We start from the raw sequence: 18,158 nt of genomic DNA, 5'->3' as shown, positions 1-18,158 counted from the left end.
GGTACCTGCTGCAAGGGGTCTATTCTTCTTTGTATGGAATAATATGTTGCCCCTCATCTATTATTGATTGAGGGAAATAACGTAAATTGGAAATTATGTTCAGCTTCTCCAACAGTTTTATCACATAGTACGATAAATCAATTTCCCACCAGTAAATACCTTGTTTACAGGATGCCTGATAACGATGGTGGTTATTATGAAAACCCTCACCCAAGGTAAAAAGAGCCAAAAGCCACATGTTACGTGAATTATCATTGGTATTAAATCGACGATACCCCACATGGTGTAACACGGAGTTAACGATGCAACTCCCGTGAAGAACACATACTGTGGATATAAAATAAAGCCACACGACCATTTGCCAACCATTAGTTCCCAGTTCAGGATAAAAATGATTTATTAGTGCACCATAACTGTAAGCCAATACCATCATGACGAGAGGCGCAAGCCATTCAAGCCGGTCTATCCATATTAACTCAGGATAACGTAGCCAATCTTTAAGATACGATTTATCAGTCGCAGAATCGTTTATCGTAAAATACCATCCCAAGTGACTGTAGAAAAAACCCTGCTTTGGAGTATGAGGATCGCCAGGCTTATCGGTAAACTGATGATGTCGACGATGATGGGAAACCCACCATAAAGGCCCTCTTTGCAATGGAGTTAATGCGAATAATCCAAAGATAAACTGGATGCCCCTCGACGTTTCAAAACAACGATGAGTGAAATATCGATGCAACAAAACCGTTACGCAAAAGGCACGAAAAATATCAAAGAATAAAAATGAGAACAATGCAGTCTTACTAACCCCTACATAAACAACACAAAGAGCTCCTGCATGATAGATGATTTGCTCTATTACAAAACGCCAGTTTATATTGGCTAACCCGTGCAATGGCTGGTCACCAGGCTCACGCCAGTGAAAAAATGACTTCCGCAGATAAAACGCAATGGTTTTCTTCATCATGCACATCCTTTGGGTCAGAAGTGTGTTTAATAAGTCGTATTTATTTGAACTGACGTTTAAATCGAAAGCTCGCCAGACTAATCATGACAACGCAAAAAATTAAAAGTGGCCATAAATTTGCCCAGATTTCACTAAAATCATTACCACGCAACATCACACCAAACAAAATTTTAAAAAAATGAGTCAGAGGCAAAAACAGTCCGGTAATTTGCGCCCATTCGGGCATTCCAAAAATTGGAAAAACAAAACCAGTTAATATTATTGAAAAAGCAATAAATACATTCACAATCTGAGCAGCCTCAAATTGAGTTTTGCAAAAAGTCGCAATAGTTAAACCTAAAGATAATTCGGCAATAATATAAGGTAACGCACATAAATAGAGCAACAAAGGATTACCTATAAAAGGAATATTAAACAAATAATAAGAAAGCAGTAATCCCAAAGTTAACTGCACATAACCAATGATGATATAAGACAGGATTTCTCCTAACAAAATTTCAGATGGACGCGAGGGAGACGCCAATAAATAATCAATAGTCCCTCCCTGCACATCTCTGAACGCAATAATCACCGTGATCAGCAACATGGTTAACATGAGCACAAGGCCAATCATTCCCGGAACAACATAAATCTGAGTAATGCGCTCCGGATCATAAAGACGATGGATAATGAGCTGAAATGAGGGCAGTTGATCCAGAGCATGAAAAGCACCGGGAAATATCTTCTCTAACACCTGTTGCTTTAATCCTGCAAGAGCGATTATTGCCCTGCCCGTAGAAATAGAATCAATGCTTCCATCCTCTAACAACAGGGCTGGATTCTCATGACGACGCAATGCCTTGGAAAAGTCTGCCGGAATGGTAAGTACCATCAAAGCATCACCGGTTCGGAGCAGATGATATGCTTCTTCATTGCTGGCAGTAGAGGCAACAAATTTGAAATATTCAGTATGTTCCATGCTTCTGATGAGTTCTCGACTTACATCACTGTTATCAAAATTAATTAATACTGTGGGGACTTTTTTAGGATAGGTATTAATCGCATAACCCGCCATACACACCAATATTAATGGCAGAACCGCCATAACAATGATTGTCGCGGGATCGCGCTTCATTAAAATAAATTCTTTGCGCATGATGGCCCATAGCCGATAAACTGAAAACCCAGGCATCATATTCAGGTTTCCTCATGTTGTATTTTAAAAATAAACGCGTCTTCCAGAGTGGTATCCGTTGCTTCAACTTCATAATTTAAAAAAATTGAAGGGTCGAACTGCTTTAATATATCTGGATGCAACGAGCTGATACGAATCTCACTTCCTTTTTCAATAAGCTGCAAGGGAACTGAATTTTTAGTGAGTACTAATTTAAGAGCGGCCAGATTATTCCCTTTTATTCGCCATGAATAGAGCCTGGATGATTGGATAATATCGACTGAGGAACCGTTGGCCAATATTTCACCATAAGACATATAGGCCAATTGATGACACCGTTCTGCTTCGTCCATTATATGAGTACTTAATAAAACCGTAACCCCCTGCGCTACCAAATCCTGTATGTGATTCCAGATTAATACTCTGGATTGAGGGTCTATTCCAGAGGTTGGCTCATCCAGCAAAAGTATACGAGGACAGTGTAATAACGCAGCGGCTAGCGCGACCCGTTGTTTCCATCCTCCAGACAAAGTGCAGGAAATTTGATTTTTCTTTTCTACTAGATGAAGTAATTCAATAATTTCATCCAGGCGAACCTTTCTATTTCTTAATCCATAAATTCGAGCGATAAAATCCAGATTTTCATAAACGGTCAAATTCTGATACAGACAAAACTGCTGCGGCATGTAACCTATCTGTGCCTGTATCATTTTAGTCTGGGTATATAAATCCAGACCAAGACAGCTTCCCTTCCCCTTATCAGGAACAAGTAAACCACTAAGCAGGCGCAAGCAAGTTGTTTTTCCGCTGCCATTCGCACCTAAAAAACCAAAAATGGTTCCCGCCTGAATTTGCAAGGTTAAATCGATTACCGCTTTGATTCCATTAAACGATTTTGAAAGTCCACTCACATCTATAACTGGTTGGCTGGAGTCTGGATTACTCATAATCCACTTCCACAGGCTGACCAATTTTTAATTCATTTCTTAATTTGGATGTCTTCACATCCGCTTTCACTTTGTAAACCAATTTATGACTGTTCTCTTCACTGAAGAGTACATCGGGTGTGTATTCCGCCTGATTCGCTATGTAGGTAATTTTAACTGGATATTTTTGATTTTTAATTAAAACAGACACCTGTTTCCCTAGTTTTATTTTATTGAGATTAGCCTCAGGTACATAAAATATAATGCGCATCTGGGAAGGAAGTAATAAGCTGACAATAGGATGATTGGGAGGAACAAATTCATCAATTTGGTAAAAAATTTCATGTACTGTTGCTGTTGCAGGCGCTTTTATTGGTTTTTGATCTTCAATAGATACAATGGACTCGCTTTTGTTTAAAGAATCCCCCTCATGAACAAATAGTTTCTTTAATTGTCCACCAGCAGGACTCGATACAAAAAATAAGGAGGATTCAACATAACCTGTTGTTTGATATGCGGGTTTCTGCTGTTTACACGAATTAAGTAGTGGGCAAAAAAATAAAATAAAGGAAGCTATCCATATCCTCCGATGTATCATGTCATGTTCCTTAATTATGGATTGTTTCCCCAAATATCCTGTTGGAGTTGATTGTTATTCAGTTAATACACAACCCTTACTGTATTAACCCAGCTAATTTTTAATAATACAACACGTGCTGATAATAATTATAACGCCTAATTTGAAATACTGGCAAATTCTGGACTCTAACCCTATTTAGGACCTATCATAAAATATGAACTAACAGGAAAATGGATTTTAGAGATGCCTGAAATGGAGTGTATAACCGATGCAATTCATCATCATTCAATTACAAAACCAAATCGGCTGGCGCTGGCCTGGGTAAATCAAAAAGGTATTATTACCGAATCGATGAACTATAAGGAGCTGTCCACATCCATAAATCAGACAAGCGCATTTCTAACTAATAAAAAGTTTTTGCGATGTGGTGATAAAGCCATATTACTATTTACCAAAGGTACGGATTTTATAGTAACGTTTCTGGCATGTGTGCAGGCAGGCATCATTCCTATTCCATTAAAGCATCCTAATAACACCAAAAAATTCAGCAACCTATTAACCATTATTAATGAATGTCAGCCGCAATGCATCATCAGCTCAGATCCCCTGGATACTTCCGAACAGTGCTCCGTCCCATGGATTAAATATCCGGGTGAATTTAGCGACGATTCGTTTCAAAGACCCGATAACTATCCTGATATCGCTTTTTTACAATTTACTTCCGGATCGATCAGTGCTCCGAAAGGAGTCATGGTGTCACACGACAATCTGATTCATAACTTAAAATTAATTGGATTCTATTTAACGAATAAACCTTCAGAACAAGTCATTGCCTCATGGCTCCCCCACTATCACGATATGGGATTAATTGGTGCCTATCTGGCCAGTCTTTATCATGGAAGTACCGGTTATTATATGTCTCCTACTACCTTTATGACCAATCCCAATGCCTTCCTTCAGCTCATTTCGGATACTAAAGCCACTCTGATTCAATGCCCCAATGCAGCCTATGAATTTATGGTATCTCAATGGGATAAACGAGAAGTGGATTTAAGTTCATTGGACAACGTCATTAATGCAGCAGAGCCTGTTCATTGTGCCACTTTAGAAAAATTCTATGAGACCTTTCAATTGAATGGACTCCGTAAAGAGGCATTAAAACCAACCTACGGTCTTGCGGAAGCCACCTTGTTTGTCACTCAGGCGAATACCCCGGTTTGGACAGTTGATGATAGAAAAGTATCTTGTGGTTATTGTCCTGATATTGACATTCGAATCGTCGATCCGCATACCCATATGCTGTGTAAAGAAGGAACAGAGGGTGAAATCTGGTTACATAGTAAAAGTAACGCTCTGGGCTATTATAATAAGCCGGAGCTTACTGAAGAAGTTTTTAAAGCAAAAATAACAGGTTGTTCCAAAAATTATTTAAAAACGGGCGATCTGGGATTTTTAAAAGAACAGCAACTTTATATCACTGGCCGGATCAAAGAATTAATGATTTGTAATGGCGTAAACATTTACCCCCATGACATTGAATATACCGTTGAACAGTTTCCCGAGATTCAGCCACACGGATGTGTTGCCGTGTCCTGGGAAGATCATTTTGAAACCAAAGTTGTCATAATCGCCGAGGTTAAAAATAAAAATCGCCTGCCTGATATGGATGCCCTGGTTCAACTCATATTCCAACATCATGATATACCTCTACACGATCTCGTATTATGTTCTCGCTACAGCCTACCCAAAACCACTTCAGGGAAAATAAAACGACTCGCCTGTAAACAATTATATAAAGAACAATCTATCACCGCTTTAAAACAACTTAATGGCAATCTCCGTATGACTCATTTTGTTCAGGAAAATCCGGGGCAAAATCATAAAACATTCTATGAGTTAGGAGTTGATTCGCTAACCATCACTCATCTGCATGTACAATTAACCCAAAAAATCAGTCCTAAATATTGCAATGAAGTATTGGCTTCCAGACTCTATTCCATGCAGTTATCAGAATATCAGAGCATCCTCAACGCAACATCCGTCAAGGAGCAGAACAGGTTAATAGCCAATTGGTTAAAACGCTTTAAAAACGAATCGAAGACTACCACTCATCAAATTAAAAACGATGCACGGCTTCATTGTTCCATTGAACCTTCGATTTTGCCTGTATGCCCCAAGAAAGACATTCATCATATTTTGCTTACTGGCAGTACAGGATTTATAGGTGCTTATTTATGTTTCAATTTGTTGAGAATGACCGATTATCATTTAGTTCTTCTGGTCAATGCTGCTGATAAACAAACAGGTCTGTCACGTATACTGAATAATCTGAAGCACTATGATCTCCTGGAGAGATGTCAGGCAATGAATTTAGAACAACGGATCAGCATTCTTTGCGGCAACCTTGCCAAAGACCATTTTGGCCTCGATCCATCCAGTTGGCAGACTTTAGCCCAAACCGTAGATAGCATCTATCATAACGGCGCAGTGACCCATTATCTCAGCCGCTATGAAGACTTAAAACCCAGTAATGTGGATGGAACAAAAACCATTATTCAATTAGCCACTACTCACCGATTAAAATACATACACTATATTTCAACCACATTAATTTTTGGCTGGACCCCCACTAAAAAATTAGTTGAAGACACCCGAAATACTGCATTCAGATATGTTGATTTTGGTTATGCAGAATCAAAATGGGTAGCTGAACAGTTAATATGGCAATCAGAAGAACTTGGCGTACCTATTCAAATTTACAGGCCAGCCATGGTCACCGCTTCAACTGAAAATCAATACACCGATAAAGACATCGTGGCACGATCTCTCGTGTATTTATTAAATCATCGTGTTGCGATCACTCTTCCTAATCAAATCAGTTTTATGCCTGTTGATGAAACCGCTGCAGACATCATCGCAATTTCCTTACTGGATCATTCGAAACACAAGGTCTATCACCTGGCGGCTGAATACGCAAATTTACCGATGATCTGTCGATATATAACAGAACAGTACCATTATTCATTTATCTATATGTCTTTAGCCGAATTTAATGATCATCTGCAACAACATGCTACTGAGCAGGATTTAATTTATCCACTGGTGTCATTCTTTAACAATCATTATAAGAAAATAGCGAAAATGGATAATAAGCGTTATTGCAGGAATAATTATCTTGAAGCAAAGAAATTGATTACGGGGGAACAAAACTCAACCTCACTTCATAAGACTTTGGATTTCATTATGAACTATCTACAGAACAATAAATTGATTCAGCCAGCAACGGCGATTCCCTTAAATCAACAACAACATGAACTGGAGATTCCCAAATAACTCCATGACTCAAGACTTATCGTCGAACGATTTCCTATAAAAAGTACCGTTCTTGATCACAGGTTTTAAATTGTGGCACTGATCCTTTTTTACTCCTAAGAGTAAATGGTGTCATTCCACAGACTTTTAATTTGACTTCCCTATATTCTTGTAAAATAATCCAAAATTATCGATTTATTCAACAACACCCCATCGCAAGGTCAATTAAAAAAGGAATGTTATGATTGTTATCTTCGTTCATGGTTGGAGTGCCACACACACCAATACATATGGAGAGCTTCCTCAATGGCTTGAACGTCAAGGCAATGAGGGAAAACTGAAGATTCAAGTGGGTAATATTTACCTGGGACGCTATATCAGCTTCGTCGATACAATAACAATCGATGATATTGCCCGTGCTTTTGATCATGCTGTGCGCGATGAAATTGCTGACCAATTGCGCGAGGGAAAACGTTTTGCTTGTATCGCTCACTCAACAGGGGGAGTCGTTGTTCGTAAATGGATGGATTTATACTTTAAAAATAAACTGGCACAATGCCCATTAAGTCATCTTATCATGCTGGCTCCCGCCAACCACGGTTCAGCACTGGCTCAACTGGGTAAATCCCGACTGGGTCGTATTAAAAGCTTTTTTGAGGGTATTGAACCGGGACAACGTGTACTTGATTGGCTTGAGCTCGGAAGTGATATGAGCTGGCAACTTAATGAAAGTTGGCTAAATTATGATTGCTCTTCTCATGGCATCTATTCCTTTGTACTTACAGGCCAGAAAATTGATCGCCAGCTTTATGATGCAGTTAACTCCTACACTGGAGAAGCCGGATCTGATGGAGTTATACGGGTTGCTGCTGCAAATATGAATTACAGTTTGTTAAAGTTACATCAGGAAGGGACTAACGGTGAAAATCTTGTTGTCGCCAAAATGACACGAACAAAGCCAATGGCATTTGGGGTTCTGCCAGGGTGTTCGCACATCGGTAAACACATGGGAATCATCCGCAGCATTACTGTGGCCAATGCCGCTACACATCCTACAGCTATATGGGTCATGCGATGCCTCCAAGTAAACAATCGTGAGTCCTATAATTCTTTGGCAAAAGATCTGGACAAGCTAACAGAAGAAACACAAAACAATGAACATATAGAACGAGTGAAAACGCTTGTCTTTAACCGCGAATACATCACCAATCGCTACTCTATGATTATATTCCGGCTCATTGATGACAGGGGAAATCATCTTGAGGATTATGATCTGTATCTGACTGCAGGTCCCCAATACAGTGAGAATGCGCTTCCTTCGGGTTTCTTTGCAGACCGTCAACGAAATCAGCGTAATCCAGGAAAACTGACTTATTTTCTTGACTACGATATCATGGAAGCGGGTATTAATATGCCCAAAATGCAAGGTAATCTGGGGTTTCGGATTAGGGCACACCCAGAAGCAAGTGACCAGGCACTTGCCTATTACCGAGTACTGGATTTTCATTCCTCGCTTGCTGACATTAACAAAATTCTTCATCCGAATGAAACAGTAATGGTTGAAATCATGCTGCAGCGTCGAGTAGACAGGATTGTCTCCCGCATCACCAACGACCTTACTCCGGCAAAAATCAGTAGAAAACCTACTGGCCAAAAGGTCGATTGACATGAATCATTGAAGTGCAAGAAACTGTCGACAACCAGAGCTAATTTGCGGTATAATTCGTTCATTTTTTTTACAGATAGAATTTTATGAATCATAAAGTGGGGTTTGTCAGTTTAGGGTGTCCTAAAGCTTTGGTCGATTCGGAACGTATCATTACTCAATTACGTGCCCAAGGTTACGAACTGGTTTCCAGTTATCAGGATGCAGGCGTAGTAGTCATTAATACCTGCGGCTTTATTGACAGTGCCGTCAAAGAATCTCTTGATACCATTAAAGAAGCCATGGCGGAAAATGGTCGAGTTATAGTAACCGGCTGTCTTGGAGCCAAAGCCGATATTATCAAGGAAGCCTGCCCTGATGTTCTTCATATCAGTGGAGCTCATGCTTATGAAGAAGTGGTCAATGCGGTGCATCAACATTTACCGCCACCCAAAGATCCCTTTATTCAGCTGGTTCCGCCACAAGGAATTAAATTAACGCCTCGTCATTATGCTTATTTGAAAATTTCTGAGGGCTGCAATCAAAAATGCACCTTCTGCATTATTCCCACCATGCGCGGCAAATTACAAAGCTATCCCATGACTCAAATTCTGACGGAAGCTAAAAAACTAAAAGATGCTGGAGTAAACGAAATACTGGTCATCTCCCAGGACACCAGTGCTTATGGAATTGATACTCGTTATCAACCCGTTGAATGGCAAGGAAAAACCGTTAATACCCGGTTCTATGATTTATGTGAACAATTGGGCGAGTTAGGTATTTGGGTTCGTTTACATTATGTGTATCCTTACCCCCACGTTGATGAAATCATTCCTCTCATGAGAGATGGATTGATCCTTCCCTATCTGGATATCCCATTACAGCATGCTAATACACGTATTTTAAAAGCCATGAAAAGGCCTGCCAGCAGTGAAAATACTTTATTACGGATTGCGTCATGGAGAGAAGTCTGTCCCGATATTACCCTGCGCTCAACCTTTATCGTCGGCTTTCCCGGTGAAACTGAAGAAGAGTTTTCTGAACTCCTCAATTTCCTTGAAGCAGCTCAATTAGACCGAGTTGGTTGTTTCAAATACTCACCTGTTGAAGGTGCCAAAGCAAATGATTTGGCCGATCCTGTACCGGAAGAAATTAAAGAAGAACGTTATCATCGTTTTATGCAATTACAGGCTGAAATCAGTAGAAATAAATTGGAAAACAAAATAGGCAGTACTCAAACCGTACTTATTGATGAAATAACTGCTGATCAGATTATTGCACGAAGCAAGGCTGATGCGCCTGAAATTGATGGACTGGTGTATCTTCCACCAACCCCAAACCTTAAAGTGGGTGATTTTGTTGAAGTCACTATTGTCGATAGTGATGACTACGATTTATATGCTGAAATGAAGTAATACATTCCTTAAGTCAGGGTATGTTGGCACACTTTCGACCTCAACTTCTCGCAACGTGTTCGGCGTTGTTGCAGAGGTTTTCAATGCCATTAAGTAAAGCCTTAGTAGCCCGTATTAGCGAAGCGTAATACGGGGAAGAAATGGAGTTTGTTTCCACTTCGATCCCGTATTACGCTTCGCTAATACGGGCTACAAATATAAAGAACACTGTGACAACGACTACTTTGTCGCAGGACGTTGGGAATGAATTGATGAATCGTCAACACACCCTATAAATTTCCTTACAAACATCCATCACCGCTTTATTAATCTCTTCACTACGTTCAACTCCAGGCTGGAGAATTTTTTGATGCAGAAGATGATGATAATGTTCATATGCGTCTTTCAAAATTGTCAATTGCTCTTTTGTTACCACATGATTAATAAATAAATGTTCCAGTTGACTCAAGGTATGGGTATATCGAGCAAATCCTGAATCACCTGCATTGAGCACTAAAAACTGGATTAAAAACTCTATGTCTAATAAGCCGCCACGCGCATGTTTGACAGGATCAAGATCTTGGTGTTGATCAATTTTAGCCCTCATAGTCATTACCTCTTCCTGTAAAGAAGCCTTCTCTCGAGATAATACTAAAATCGATTTTTTTAATTGCATAAAATCACGCTTTATTTTGCGATTTCCAGACACAATCCGCGCTCTAAGTAAAGCCTGATGCTCCCAGGTCCATGCCTGTGTTTTTTGATATTCGACGAAGGCATCGATAGGACTTACCAATAAACCCGCTGAACCTGACGGCCTAAGACGTGTGTCAACAGAATACAAAACTCCGGATTGAGTTCGAGTAGTTAACATATGTAATATCTTCTGGGTTAATCGAGTGATTAAAGCCTCTTCCGCAGGTTTGGCAGTATGAAGAAAAACCAGATCCAGATCAGAAGAGTAATTCATTTCCCGACTGCCTAATTTACCATAAGCAATAATGGCAAAGGACGATTTAATTTGTGACATCTCTGGATTACGAAGACTTAACTGCTGACAGGCAATATTCATCACCTCAGTTACAATGACTTGAGCGACATCAGCCAGAAACTTGCCAATCCGAACTGCACTGCTTGAACCATAAAGCTCCGCACGAGCAGCCAATAACCAATTAGTTAATTTAAATTGCCGTAAAATTTCTTCCTTAAGCTCAATATCATCTGCGTGAGATAATTTTTCAGTGATGATTAACTCTAATTGTTGTCGGGAATTCGGACGCCAATGTTCCCCATGATCCAACAAAACTTCCAACAAAAACGGTTGATTTACGAATAAGGAAGTAATAAATGGACTGTTAGCAAACCAAAACAATAACTCACGTAAGGCCAATGGATTTTCTGTCAATAAAGCCAGGTAAGCGCTACGGCCTACAATATTTTCCAATAAATGCATTACCTGTAATAATACTTCATCTGTATTGATAAAATGAGTCAGTTCAGTCAACAACATCACCATAAATCGGTCCAGCCTGATACGCGCCCCCTGCGATAATCTTCTGCAACGTGGCCCATGTCTGAATGCATGAATCATTTGATAGCAATGCTGCGCGTTTTCAAAACCCAAACTGGTCAATAGATTAATTGCCATGCTCTGTTCTACATGTCCCTGCCAAACACTGGATAACTGGTTTGCCAACACTCTTTTTTCATCTTCATAATCATCCACCTTCCCCAGGACTGAATGAAACGAATTAGAGATGATGCGTTGATATTGTTGTAATTTGGCTAATAAATCATCCCAATGAGCATATCCCATAGCCAATATGATCTGAGTTTGTTTCATCGGTTCATCTGGTAGGGAATGCGTCTGCTGATCACCAAGACTTTGCAGCACATTTTCCAGTTTTCTTAAAAAAAGATAGGCTTGTTTTAATGCTTCACTTCGCGGCAACAGTTTTTCCTGTTTTAGTACCTCAAGAGCCGCCATCGCATTTTGAACTTGTAAACGAGGTAATCTCCCCCCACGAATCAATTGAAAATTCTGAATAATAAACTCAACCTCTCTAATGCCTCCCTGCCCCCGTTTAATATCATCGAGTCGAGGATTAAGCTGCACCTCTCGCTCGATCATTGACTTCATACTACGCAAGGATTCAATGACACTAAAATCTACGTATCGTCTGTAAACAAAAGGAAGGATCAATCGGTCAAACCATGGAACAGTTTCATTGATGGATTTAGAGATGACTCGAGCCTTGACCATAGCATATCGCTCCCAATCCCGACCCTGCTCCTGATAATAGGTTTCCATTGCAGCAAGACTTGAAACCAAAGGCCCACTATCTCCATTAGGACGAAGTCTTAAATCTACCCTGAATACAAAACCATCTGCAGTGACATTTTGCAAAATTTGAATAAATTGTTGTACAACTTTGCTAAAAAACTGCTGATTCGATAGGACCTCTTCACCATCTGTAGAACCCGCTTCACCAAAAGCAAAAATTAAATCGATGTCGGATGAGTAATTCAGTTCTCTTCCACCGAGTTTTCCCATAGCCAGCGCAAATAAATCAACTTCATCGCCCTGTTCATTACGCGGAATACCATAACGCAGAGATAATGAGTACCTGCAATAGCGTAAAGCATGTAAAATAATTGCATCTGCACAATCAGACCAGGAACGCATTACGTCCTCAGTATTAGCGATTCCTGCAACCTCAAGCAGCAATAAGCGTAAAAAATGAGTATTACGAAACTGACGCAAATCCCTGGAATAGAATGTCTGAACTGCCTCTATATTTAATTTATTGATGGCACTAAAGTAATCCTCACGGAGTAGTAAAGAACGACAGTCATCTTCTTGTAATAACTGCTCAAGTAACTTAATTTGTCTGCAGGAATAATCACTAATCAGGAGCAATTGTTCAACACTTTCTTTTAATGGATGGCTCACATTCGACACATGCTTTTCAATAAACCATGATTTTGAAGCGATAAGATCGGAGAATATACTGAGTTGTGTCATAAACAGGTCTGATTTCGTTAGTTAAGGTAAAGCATAAAGACTACCTTATGACTTGGTCACATTACAACAAAACCTGTTATTGCATACCGACTACTGCAACAAATAATACTGAATTCAATTGAATCAAGACTAGGTGTGTTGACAATTTATCAAATTATTCCTAACGTCCCGCGACTTGTTCGCGGGATCCTGGAATGCAGTATCATTAAGGAACATTATGTGTCCATCAAGTACGAACTGGATCCCGCGAACAAGTCGCGGGACGTCGAAATCGGAATTGTCAACACACCCTCATAAATAATTTATAAACAACCGATAAATAGTCTATACATAAATATAGAAAGAATGATTAATCTCTCAGTATACCAACAACTTAATCCAGAGCATTATCTTAAATTATTTTAAAAGACAACATGTTTTTTTGATTATTAAAAACAGTTAGGATCCAATGTTATTGATTTAATTTTATTTATTTTCAAAGAATATTGATAGAAACCTAATTTTTTTTGTTCCACATCTTTGTATTCTCGCTATACTCTATACATAGTACAAATCATTTAGTGAAAACCCAACAATGAACTTATTTCGACGCATCATACTAGTCACCTTAATATTCTTGATATCTCCATTACATGCAATAGGAGAACCATTAAATATCGGTATAGATAGCTATACTCCCCCCTTTGTCATGGAAGGTGCTAATAAAGAATACTACGGTTTTGATATTGATATGATCAGTTCTCTTTGTAAAATAATGAAACGTACCTGCACTTTTGTACCCATGCGATTTGAAGATTTATTAGCAGCTGTTGAAAATAAAAAAGTAGACATTGCAGTCAGCGCAATCACAATAACTGCGGAACGTTCAAAAAAAGTGGGGTTCAGTACCCCTTATTTATTAAGTTACTCCCGATTTCTTACGAACCATACAGAAGAAGAACGACAAGCATTTAGCCTGCAATTACTCAAAGATAAAAAAATTGGAGTTGTAGTGGCTACCGTGTTTAAAGACCAAATAAAAGATATGGGTATCATTAATCCTCTAATAATAGAATATCCCAATACCGAAGTGATGCTTGAAGAATTAAAAAAAGGTGACATAGATTATGCCCTCTTTGATAATCCTACAGCACTATACTGGGCTGCCAACTCATCCGGCGCGTTTATAGTAATAGGAAAACCCTATTTGTACGGTTATGGGCTGGGTATAGCTGTTAATCAAACAGACAATAATTTACTGGCATCAGTGAATCAAGCGTTGAAACAATATGAGCTTTCCAAGGAATTCAAATTATCGTATAGCAGATATATGGAAAGTTTCTAGATGACGGCAATTCAAAAAGCCATTCTCAGCAAATACACACCGAGAATGGCCTCGACTCAGCGTTGTTCCATTGATTTATTCACAGGTGACAACTCTGGAGCACTATGCCCATGAACTATGGTGTACTATCTTAAGGCTAGTGTAAGGTCTGGCCTTGAGTAATACAACGGCTTATAACTTGTCGCGTAACAAAGTCACCCTGGCTGGCGCCATATATTGATGAAAAGTGCTTGGCTAAAAGTACCACCCAACCGGATAAACGAAAATTCATTCTCTTTTCAATTTGATCCACTACAATTTCAAAAAGTCCCAATGAATCGCTCTCGCGATCATTAGCGTACTCTTCCATTATCACTCGAGCAGTCTGCAAATCTCTGTCTCTGGTAGGCCAATTTTGACTCATAAAACACTCCCTAAAAACATGAGTTGGGTCACAATAATTTCCACTAGATGGGGGTAACTTTTAAAATTACAAGGGCAGAAATCAGTTATTATTATGCCATAACTTGAACAAATACTCAATACTAAGATTAAAATTTGTACTAATACCATCAAGTTTTTACTCATCTGATTCATAGAATCCGACCTTGTATCTGGAATGTTATTCGCAGACAGCATATGATATACACATAGTATCTTTATTGAAAAGACATGATGATTTACCAAATTTTACCCTCCCTCCTTTCTGCTGATATGACTCGAATCGGAGATGAGGTAGAGTCAGTGATGAGCGCCGGTGCTGATTTTATACATTTTGACGTCATGGATAATCATTATGTTCCAAACTTAACCTTTGGGCCCGCTTTTTGTGAAGCCTTGGTAAAGCGCTTTCCCAGTGTACCTATTGACGTACACCTGATGGTAACCCCGGTAGACGCACTGATTGAGTCTTTTGCCAAAGCAGGAGCCAAAAGGATCAGCATCCATCCTGATGCAACAATACATTTGGATCGAAGTGTACAATTAATTAAAAATCTGGGCTGTGAAGCCGGTTTAGTACTTAATCCAGCAACAACCATTGATTGCCTGACCTGGTGTGCACATCAGCTTGATTTTGTCCTCGTCATGACGGTTAACCCCGGTTTTGGCGGACAAAAGTTGATTCCTGAAGTGATCAACAAAATTACCAGGGTACATCAGCACTACCCCCAACTTGACCTTTGTGTCGATGGCGGAGTGACTACAAAAAACATTGCTGAGCTGGCACGAGCAGGCGCAAACCAATTTGTTGCCGGCTCTGCTATATTCAATAGCACCAGTTACCATGAAACCATAAAAAGTATGCGTGAAGAATTAGCGAACATTTGAAGTGTACCTGCTTTATTCCTTCAGGTTTTACAAGAGGAACTATGAAAAAAATTATTGTGCTGTTGTGTGGACTGATTTGGACCTTTTCTGCTTTTGCATTATCAGGTCAGGCTTATATGGATAGATTCAACACGTTTATGGTCTGGTACCAAAATCTCCCCATTAATCCGTCACCAGAATTCCTTGAGTTTGTAAAAGGTACAACACCTCTTTCCAATAAATTGCGTGATAAATGGCTTTATGAATTAGCCAGAACCAAGGATTGGGCAAATTACGTAAGCTATTATCAGCCCACTAACGACATCAATCTGATGTGTTATGACCAAATTGCAAAATTTAATTTAGGAATGGAACAAGAGGCCTTACAAGAGTCTGCTCCCATCTGGTTAACGGGTGATTCACGCCCCGCTGCCTGTAATACTTTGTTTGATTTAATGCTGAAAAATGATAAATTCGACCAAAACCTAATCACTCAGCGCATCGCGCTTGCTCTTGATAAACGAAACATTCAACTGGCACGATATCTTTTAAAGCAATATAAATTACCTCATGATACTGAAATACAATCATTGACAAACATCCAACAAAATCCTGCAAACATCAACAAATTAACTCCCGGAGAAATAAATGGCCAATTGTATCTCTATGGATTAAAACGAATGATGTCCATGAACATGGATAAAGCCATAACCTTTTGGCAACAGGTAAAAACTAATAAAGTTTTAAATGAATCCCAAAAACAGGCTTTTTTAGCCCATGTAGCCCTTTATAAAGCCATGCGAAACCATGAAGACTCACTGGAATGGTTTGCAAAGGTAAAACCACAATATTATAACGATGTCCTGGTGGATTGGCAGATCCGTTTTGCGCTAAAAAATCATGACTGGGAACATGTTGCACAATTTATAAATAATTCCAAAAATAAAGACACACCGTGCTGGCAATATTGGCTTGCCCGCGCGCTTGAAGCACAGGGAAATAAAACAGAGGCAAGAACAATTTATGAGTCATTAGCCAAAAGCAGACAATACTATGGTTTTCTGGCCAGTATACGTTTAAAGAAAACTCCTAACTTTGAAAATGAAAAGGCAACAACCAGTTTGTCAGCGTTGAAACCCTATCAACCCGTTATCGATCAAGTTAAATCACTGTACCTGTCGAAACAAACGGCTGAAGCAAGTCGGTTACTAAATGATTTCATTAGTGAGCTACCTAAAGAAGAGGCGAGCGCCTTGGTGTATTGGGTTGACAGTGAATTGGGATGGCATGGTAAATCAGTCTATTTAAGTAATAATGATACACTCAACAATCAACTCAGCCTGAGATTCCCTCTTGCCTATAAAGGCACGGTTAAAGCTTATGCAAACCAATACTCTGTTCCTGCGGAATTTGTCTATGCAATAATCCGTCAGGAAAGTGGATTCAGAGAAGATGTAGTCTCATCTGTTGGAGCCAGAGGCTTAATGCAGGTTATGCCTCAAACTGCCAGCGTTGTCTCTAAAATGAGTAAAATTCAATATAATGATCAAAAGCAATTATTTATGTCGCACAAAAACATCAATATTGGTATTGCTTACCTACAACAACTGACCAAAAGATTCAGCAATCATCCTGTACTGGTTGCCGCAGCGTACAATGCCGGGCCCAGACAAGTCGTATATTGGTTAAAGAACCATCCACCTAAAGAGATCGACGTGTGGATAGAAACCCTGCCCTGGCAGGAAACGAGAAATTATTTGAAGAATGTCATGGCATTTTACGTGGTTTATCAATATAGGCTCAATCAAAAACCTGATTTAAATAAATTTTTGGCACCATTGTGACTCCCGCGAAGCGGACACCGATTAAAACTGTACTATGCTGCGCATAGGCTTCCCGGATTTCGCTGCGCTTCATCCGGGCTACTTTTGATGTTCTCCCGATCGATCAAAATGACTCATAGCCCTCAAGCTACACAATTTCTGTATTTAAAGTAGCCTGGATGAAGTGCGAAGCGCGTAATCCAGGAAGCACCGCGAAGCGGGCACCGATTAAATTGTACTATGCTACGCATAGGCTTCCCGGATTTCGCTGCGCTTCATCCGGGCTACTTTTGATGTTCTCCCCATCGGGCAAAATGACTCATTGCCCTCAAGCTACACAATTTCTGTATTTAAAGTAGCCTGGATGAAGTGCGAAGCGCGTAATCCAGGAAGCACCGCGAAGCGGGCACCGATTAAATTCTACTATGCTACGCATAGGCTTCCCGGATTTCGCTGTGCTTCATCCGGGCTACTTTTGATGTTCTCCCGATCGGGCAAAATGACTCATAGTCCTCAAGCTACACAATTTCTGTATTTAAAGTAGCCTGGATGAAGTGCGAAGCGCGTAATCCAGGAAGCCCCGCGAAGCGGACACCGATTAAAATGTACTATGCTGCGCATAGACCTCCCGGATTTCGCTTTGCTTCATCCGGGCTACTTTTGATGTTCTCCCGATCGGGCAAAATGACTCATAGTCCTCAAGCTACACAATTTCTGTATTT

At 39.8% G+C, this 18,158-nt stretch carries 12 protein-coding genes; 6 read left to right on the top strand and 6 right to left on the bottom strand.

Annotated features, from left to right (window positions below; translation table 11 throughout):
- Positions 1 to 19 precede the first annotated feature (19 nt).
- From Lqua_RS13055 to Lqua_RS13040, 4 genes are read right to left on the bottom strand one after another with little or no spacing between them, the layout of a single operon-like run.
- Positions 20 to 967 carry an acyl-CoA desaturase gene (locus Lqua_RS13055; protein WP_162264403.1) on the bottom strand — a complete coding sequence of 316 codons (948 nt, stop codon included), beginning with the start codon at positions 965 to 967 and terminating at the stop codon, positions 20 to 22.
- A gap of 40 nt (positions 968 to 1,007) precedes the next feature.
- Positions 1,008 to 2,102, bottom strand: coding sequence for an ABC transporter permease (locus Lqua_RS13050; protein ID WP_238585581.1), 1,095 nt, complete (start codon positions 2,100 to 2,102; stop codon positions 1,008 to 1,010).
- Positions 2,103 to 2,143: 41 nt separating this feature from the next.
- The gene (locus Lqua_RS13045; RefSeq protein WP_058474712.1) at positions 2,144 to 3,067 is read right to left on the bottom strand and encodes an ABC transporter ATP-binding protein; all 924 of its coding nucleotides are present in this window, start codon (positions 3,065 to 3,067) and stop codon (positions 2,144 to 2,146) included.
- Positions 3,060 to 3,644 carry an HlyD family secretion protein gene (locus Lqua_RS13040; protein WP_058474711.1) on the bottom strand — a complete coding sequence of 195 codons (585 nt, stop codon included), beginning with the start codon at positions 3,642 to 3,644 and terminating at the stop codon, positions 3,060 to 3,062. Before Lqua_RS13040 ends, Lqua_RS13045 begins: the two co-directional genes overlap by 8 nt.
- 225 nt (positions 3,645 to 3,869) lie before the next feature.
- Between Lqua_RS13040 and Lqua_RS13035 the strand changes: the two genes are divergently transcribed.
- From Lqua_RS13035 to rimO, 3 genes are all read left to right on the top strand, one after another.
- On the top strand, positions 3,870 to 6,959 hold the full coding sequence (locus Lqua_RS13035) for a thioester reductase domain-containing protein (protein ID WP_058474710.1): 3,090 nt from the start codon (positions 3,870 to 3,872) through the stop codon (positions 6,957 to 6,959).
- 220 nt (positions 6,960 to 7,179) lie between these two features.
- Positions 7,180 to 8,604 (top strand): phospholipase PlaB, encoded by a 1,425-nt coding sequence (plaB, locus tag Lqua_RS13030; RefSeq protein ID WP_058474709.1) that lies wholly within the window; start codon positions 7,180 to 7,182, stop codon positions 8,602 to 8,604.
- A gap of 86 nt (positions 8,605 to 8,690) precedes the next feature.
- A complete protein-coding gene (gene rimO / locus Lqua_RS13025; protein ID WP_058474708.1) occupies positions 8,691 to 9,998 on the top strand; it encodes a 30S ribosomal protein S12 methylthiotransferase RimO in 1,308 nt (435 codons plus the stop codon).
- A 259-nt stretch (positions 9,999 to 10,257) separates the two neighbouring features.
- On the opposite strand, the gene glnE is transcribed toward rimO, so the two are convergent.
- Positions 10,258 to 13,002, bottom strand: coding sequence for a bifunctional [glutamate--ammonia ligase]-adenylyl-L-tyrosine phosphorylase/[glutamate--ammonia-ligase] adenylyltransferase (gene glnE, locus Lqua_RS13020; protein WP_058474707.1), 2,745 nt, complete (start codon positions 13,000 to 13,002; stop codon positions 10,258 to 10,260).
- A gap of 574 nt (positions 13,003 to 13,576) precedes the next feature.
- Between glnE and Lqua_RS13015 the strand changes: the two genes are divergently transcribed.
- Entirely contained in the window at positions 13,577 to 14,326 is a 750-nt protein-coding gene (locus Lqua_RS13015; RefSeq protein WP_058474706.1) for a transporter substrate-binding domain-containing protein, read from the top strand.
- Between the two features lie 136 nt (positions 14,327 to 14,462).
- Here Lqua_RS13015 and Lqua_RS13010 read toward each other — a convergent pair whose 3' ends face one another.
- Positions 14,463 to 14,729 carry a hypothetical protein gene (locus Lqua_RS13010; RefSeq protein ID WP_058474705.1) on the bottom strand — a complete coding sequence of 89 codons (267 nt, stop codon included), beginning with the start codon at positions 14,727 to 14,729 and terminating at the stop codon, positions 14,463 to 14,465.
- Positions 14,730 to 14,980: 251 nt separating this feature from the next.
- Here Lqua_RS13010 and rpe point away from each other — a divergent pair, with 251 nt between their 5' ends.
- Both rpe and Lqua_RS13000 read left to right on the top strand, forming a co-directional pair.
- Positions 14,981 to 15,634 carry a ribulose-phosphate 3-epimerase gene (gene rpe / locus Lqua_RS13005; RefSeq protein WP_058474746.1) on the top strand — a complete coding sequence of 218 codons (654 nt, stop codon included), beginning with the start codon at positions 14,981 to 14,983 and terminating at the stop codon, positions 15,632 to 15,634.
- 41 nt (positions 15,635 to 15,675) lie between these two features.
- Positions 15,676 to 17,457: a transglycosylase SLT domain-containing protein gene (locus Lqua_RS13000; RefSeq protein ID WP_058474704.1), complete on the top strand. Its 1,782-nt coding sequence runs from the start codon at positions 15,676 to 15,678 to the stop codon at positions 17,455 to 17,457.
- The last annotated feature ends 701 nt before the right edge of the window (positions 17,458 to 18,158 follow it).

The organism is Legionella quateirensis, from assembly GCF_001467955.1.
In the GTDB taxonomy this organism is placed as follows: Bacteria; Pseudomonadota; Gammaproteobacteria; order Legionellales; family Legionellaceae; genus Legionella; species Legionella quateirensis.
This window is presented reverse-complemented; position numbering and strand designations above follow the sequence as displayed.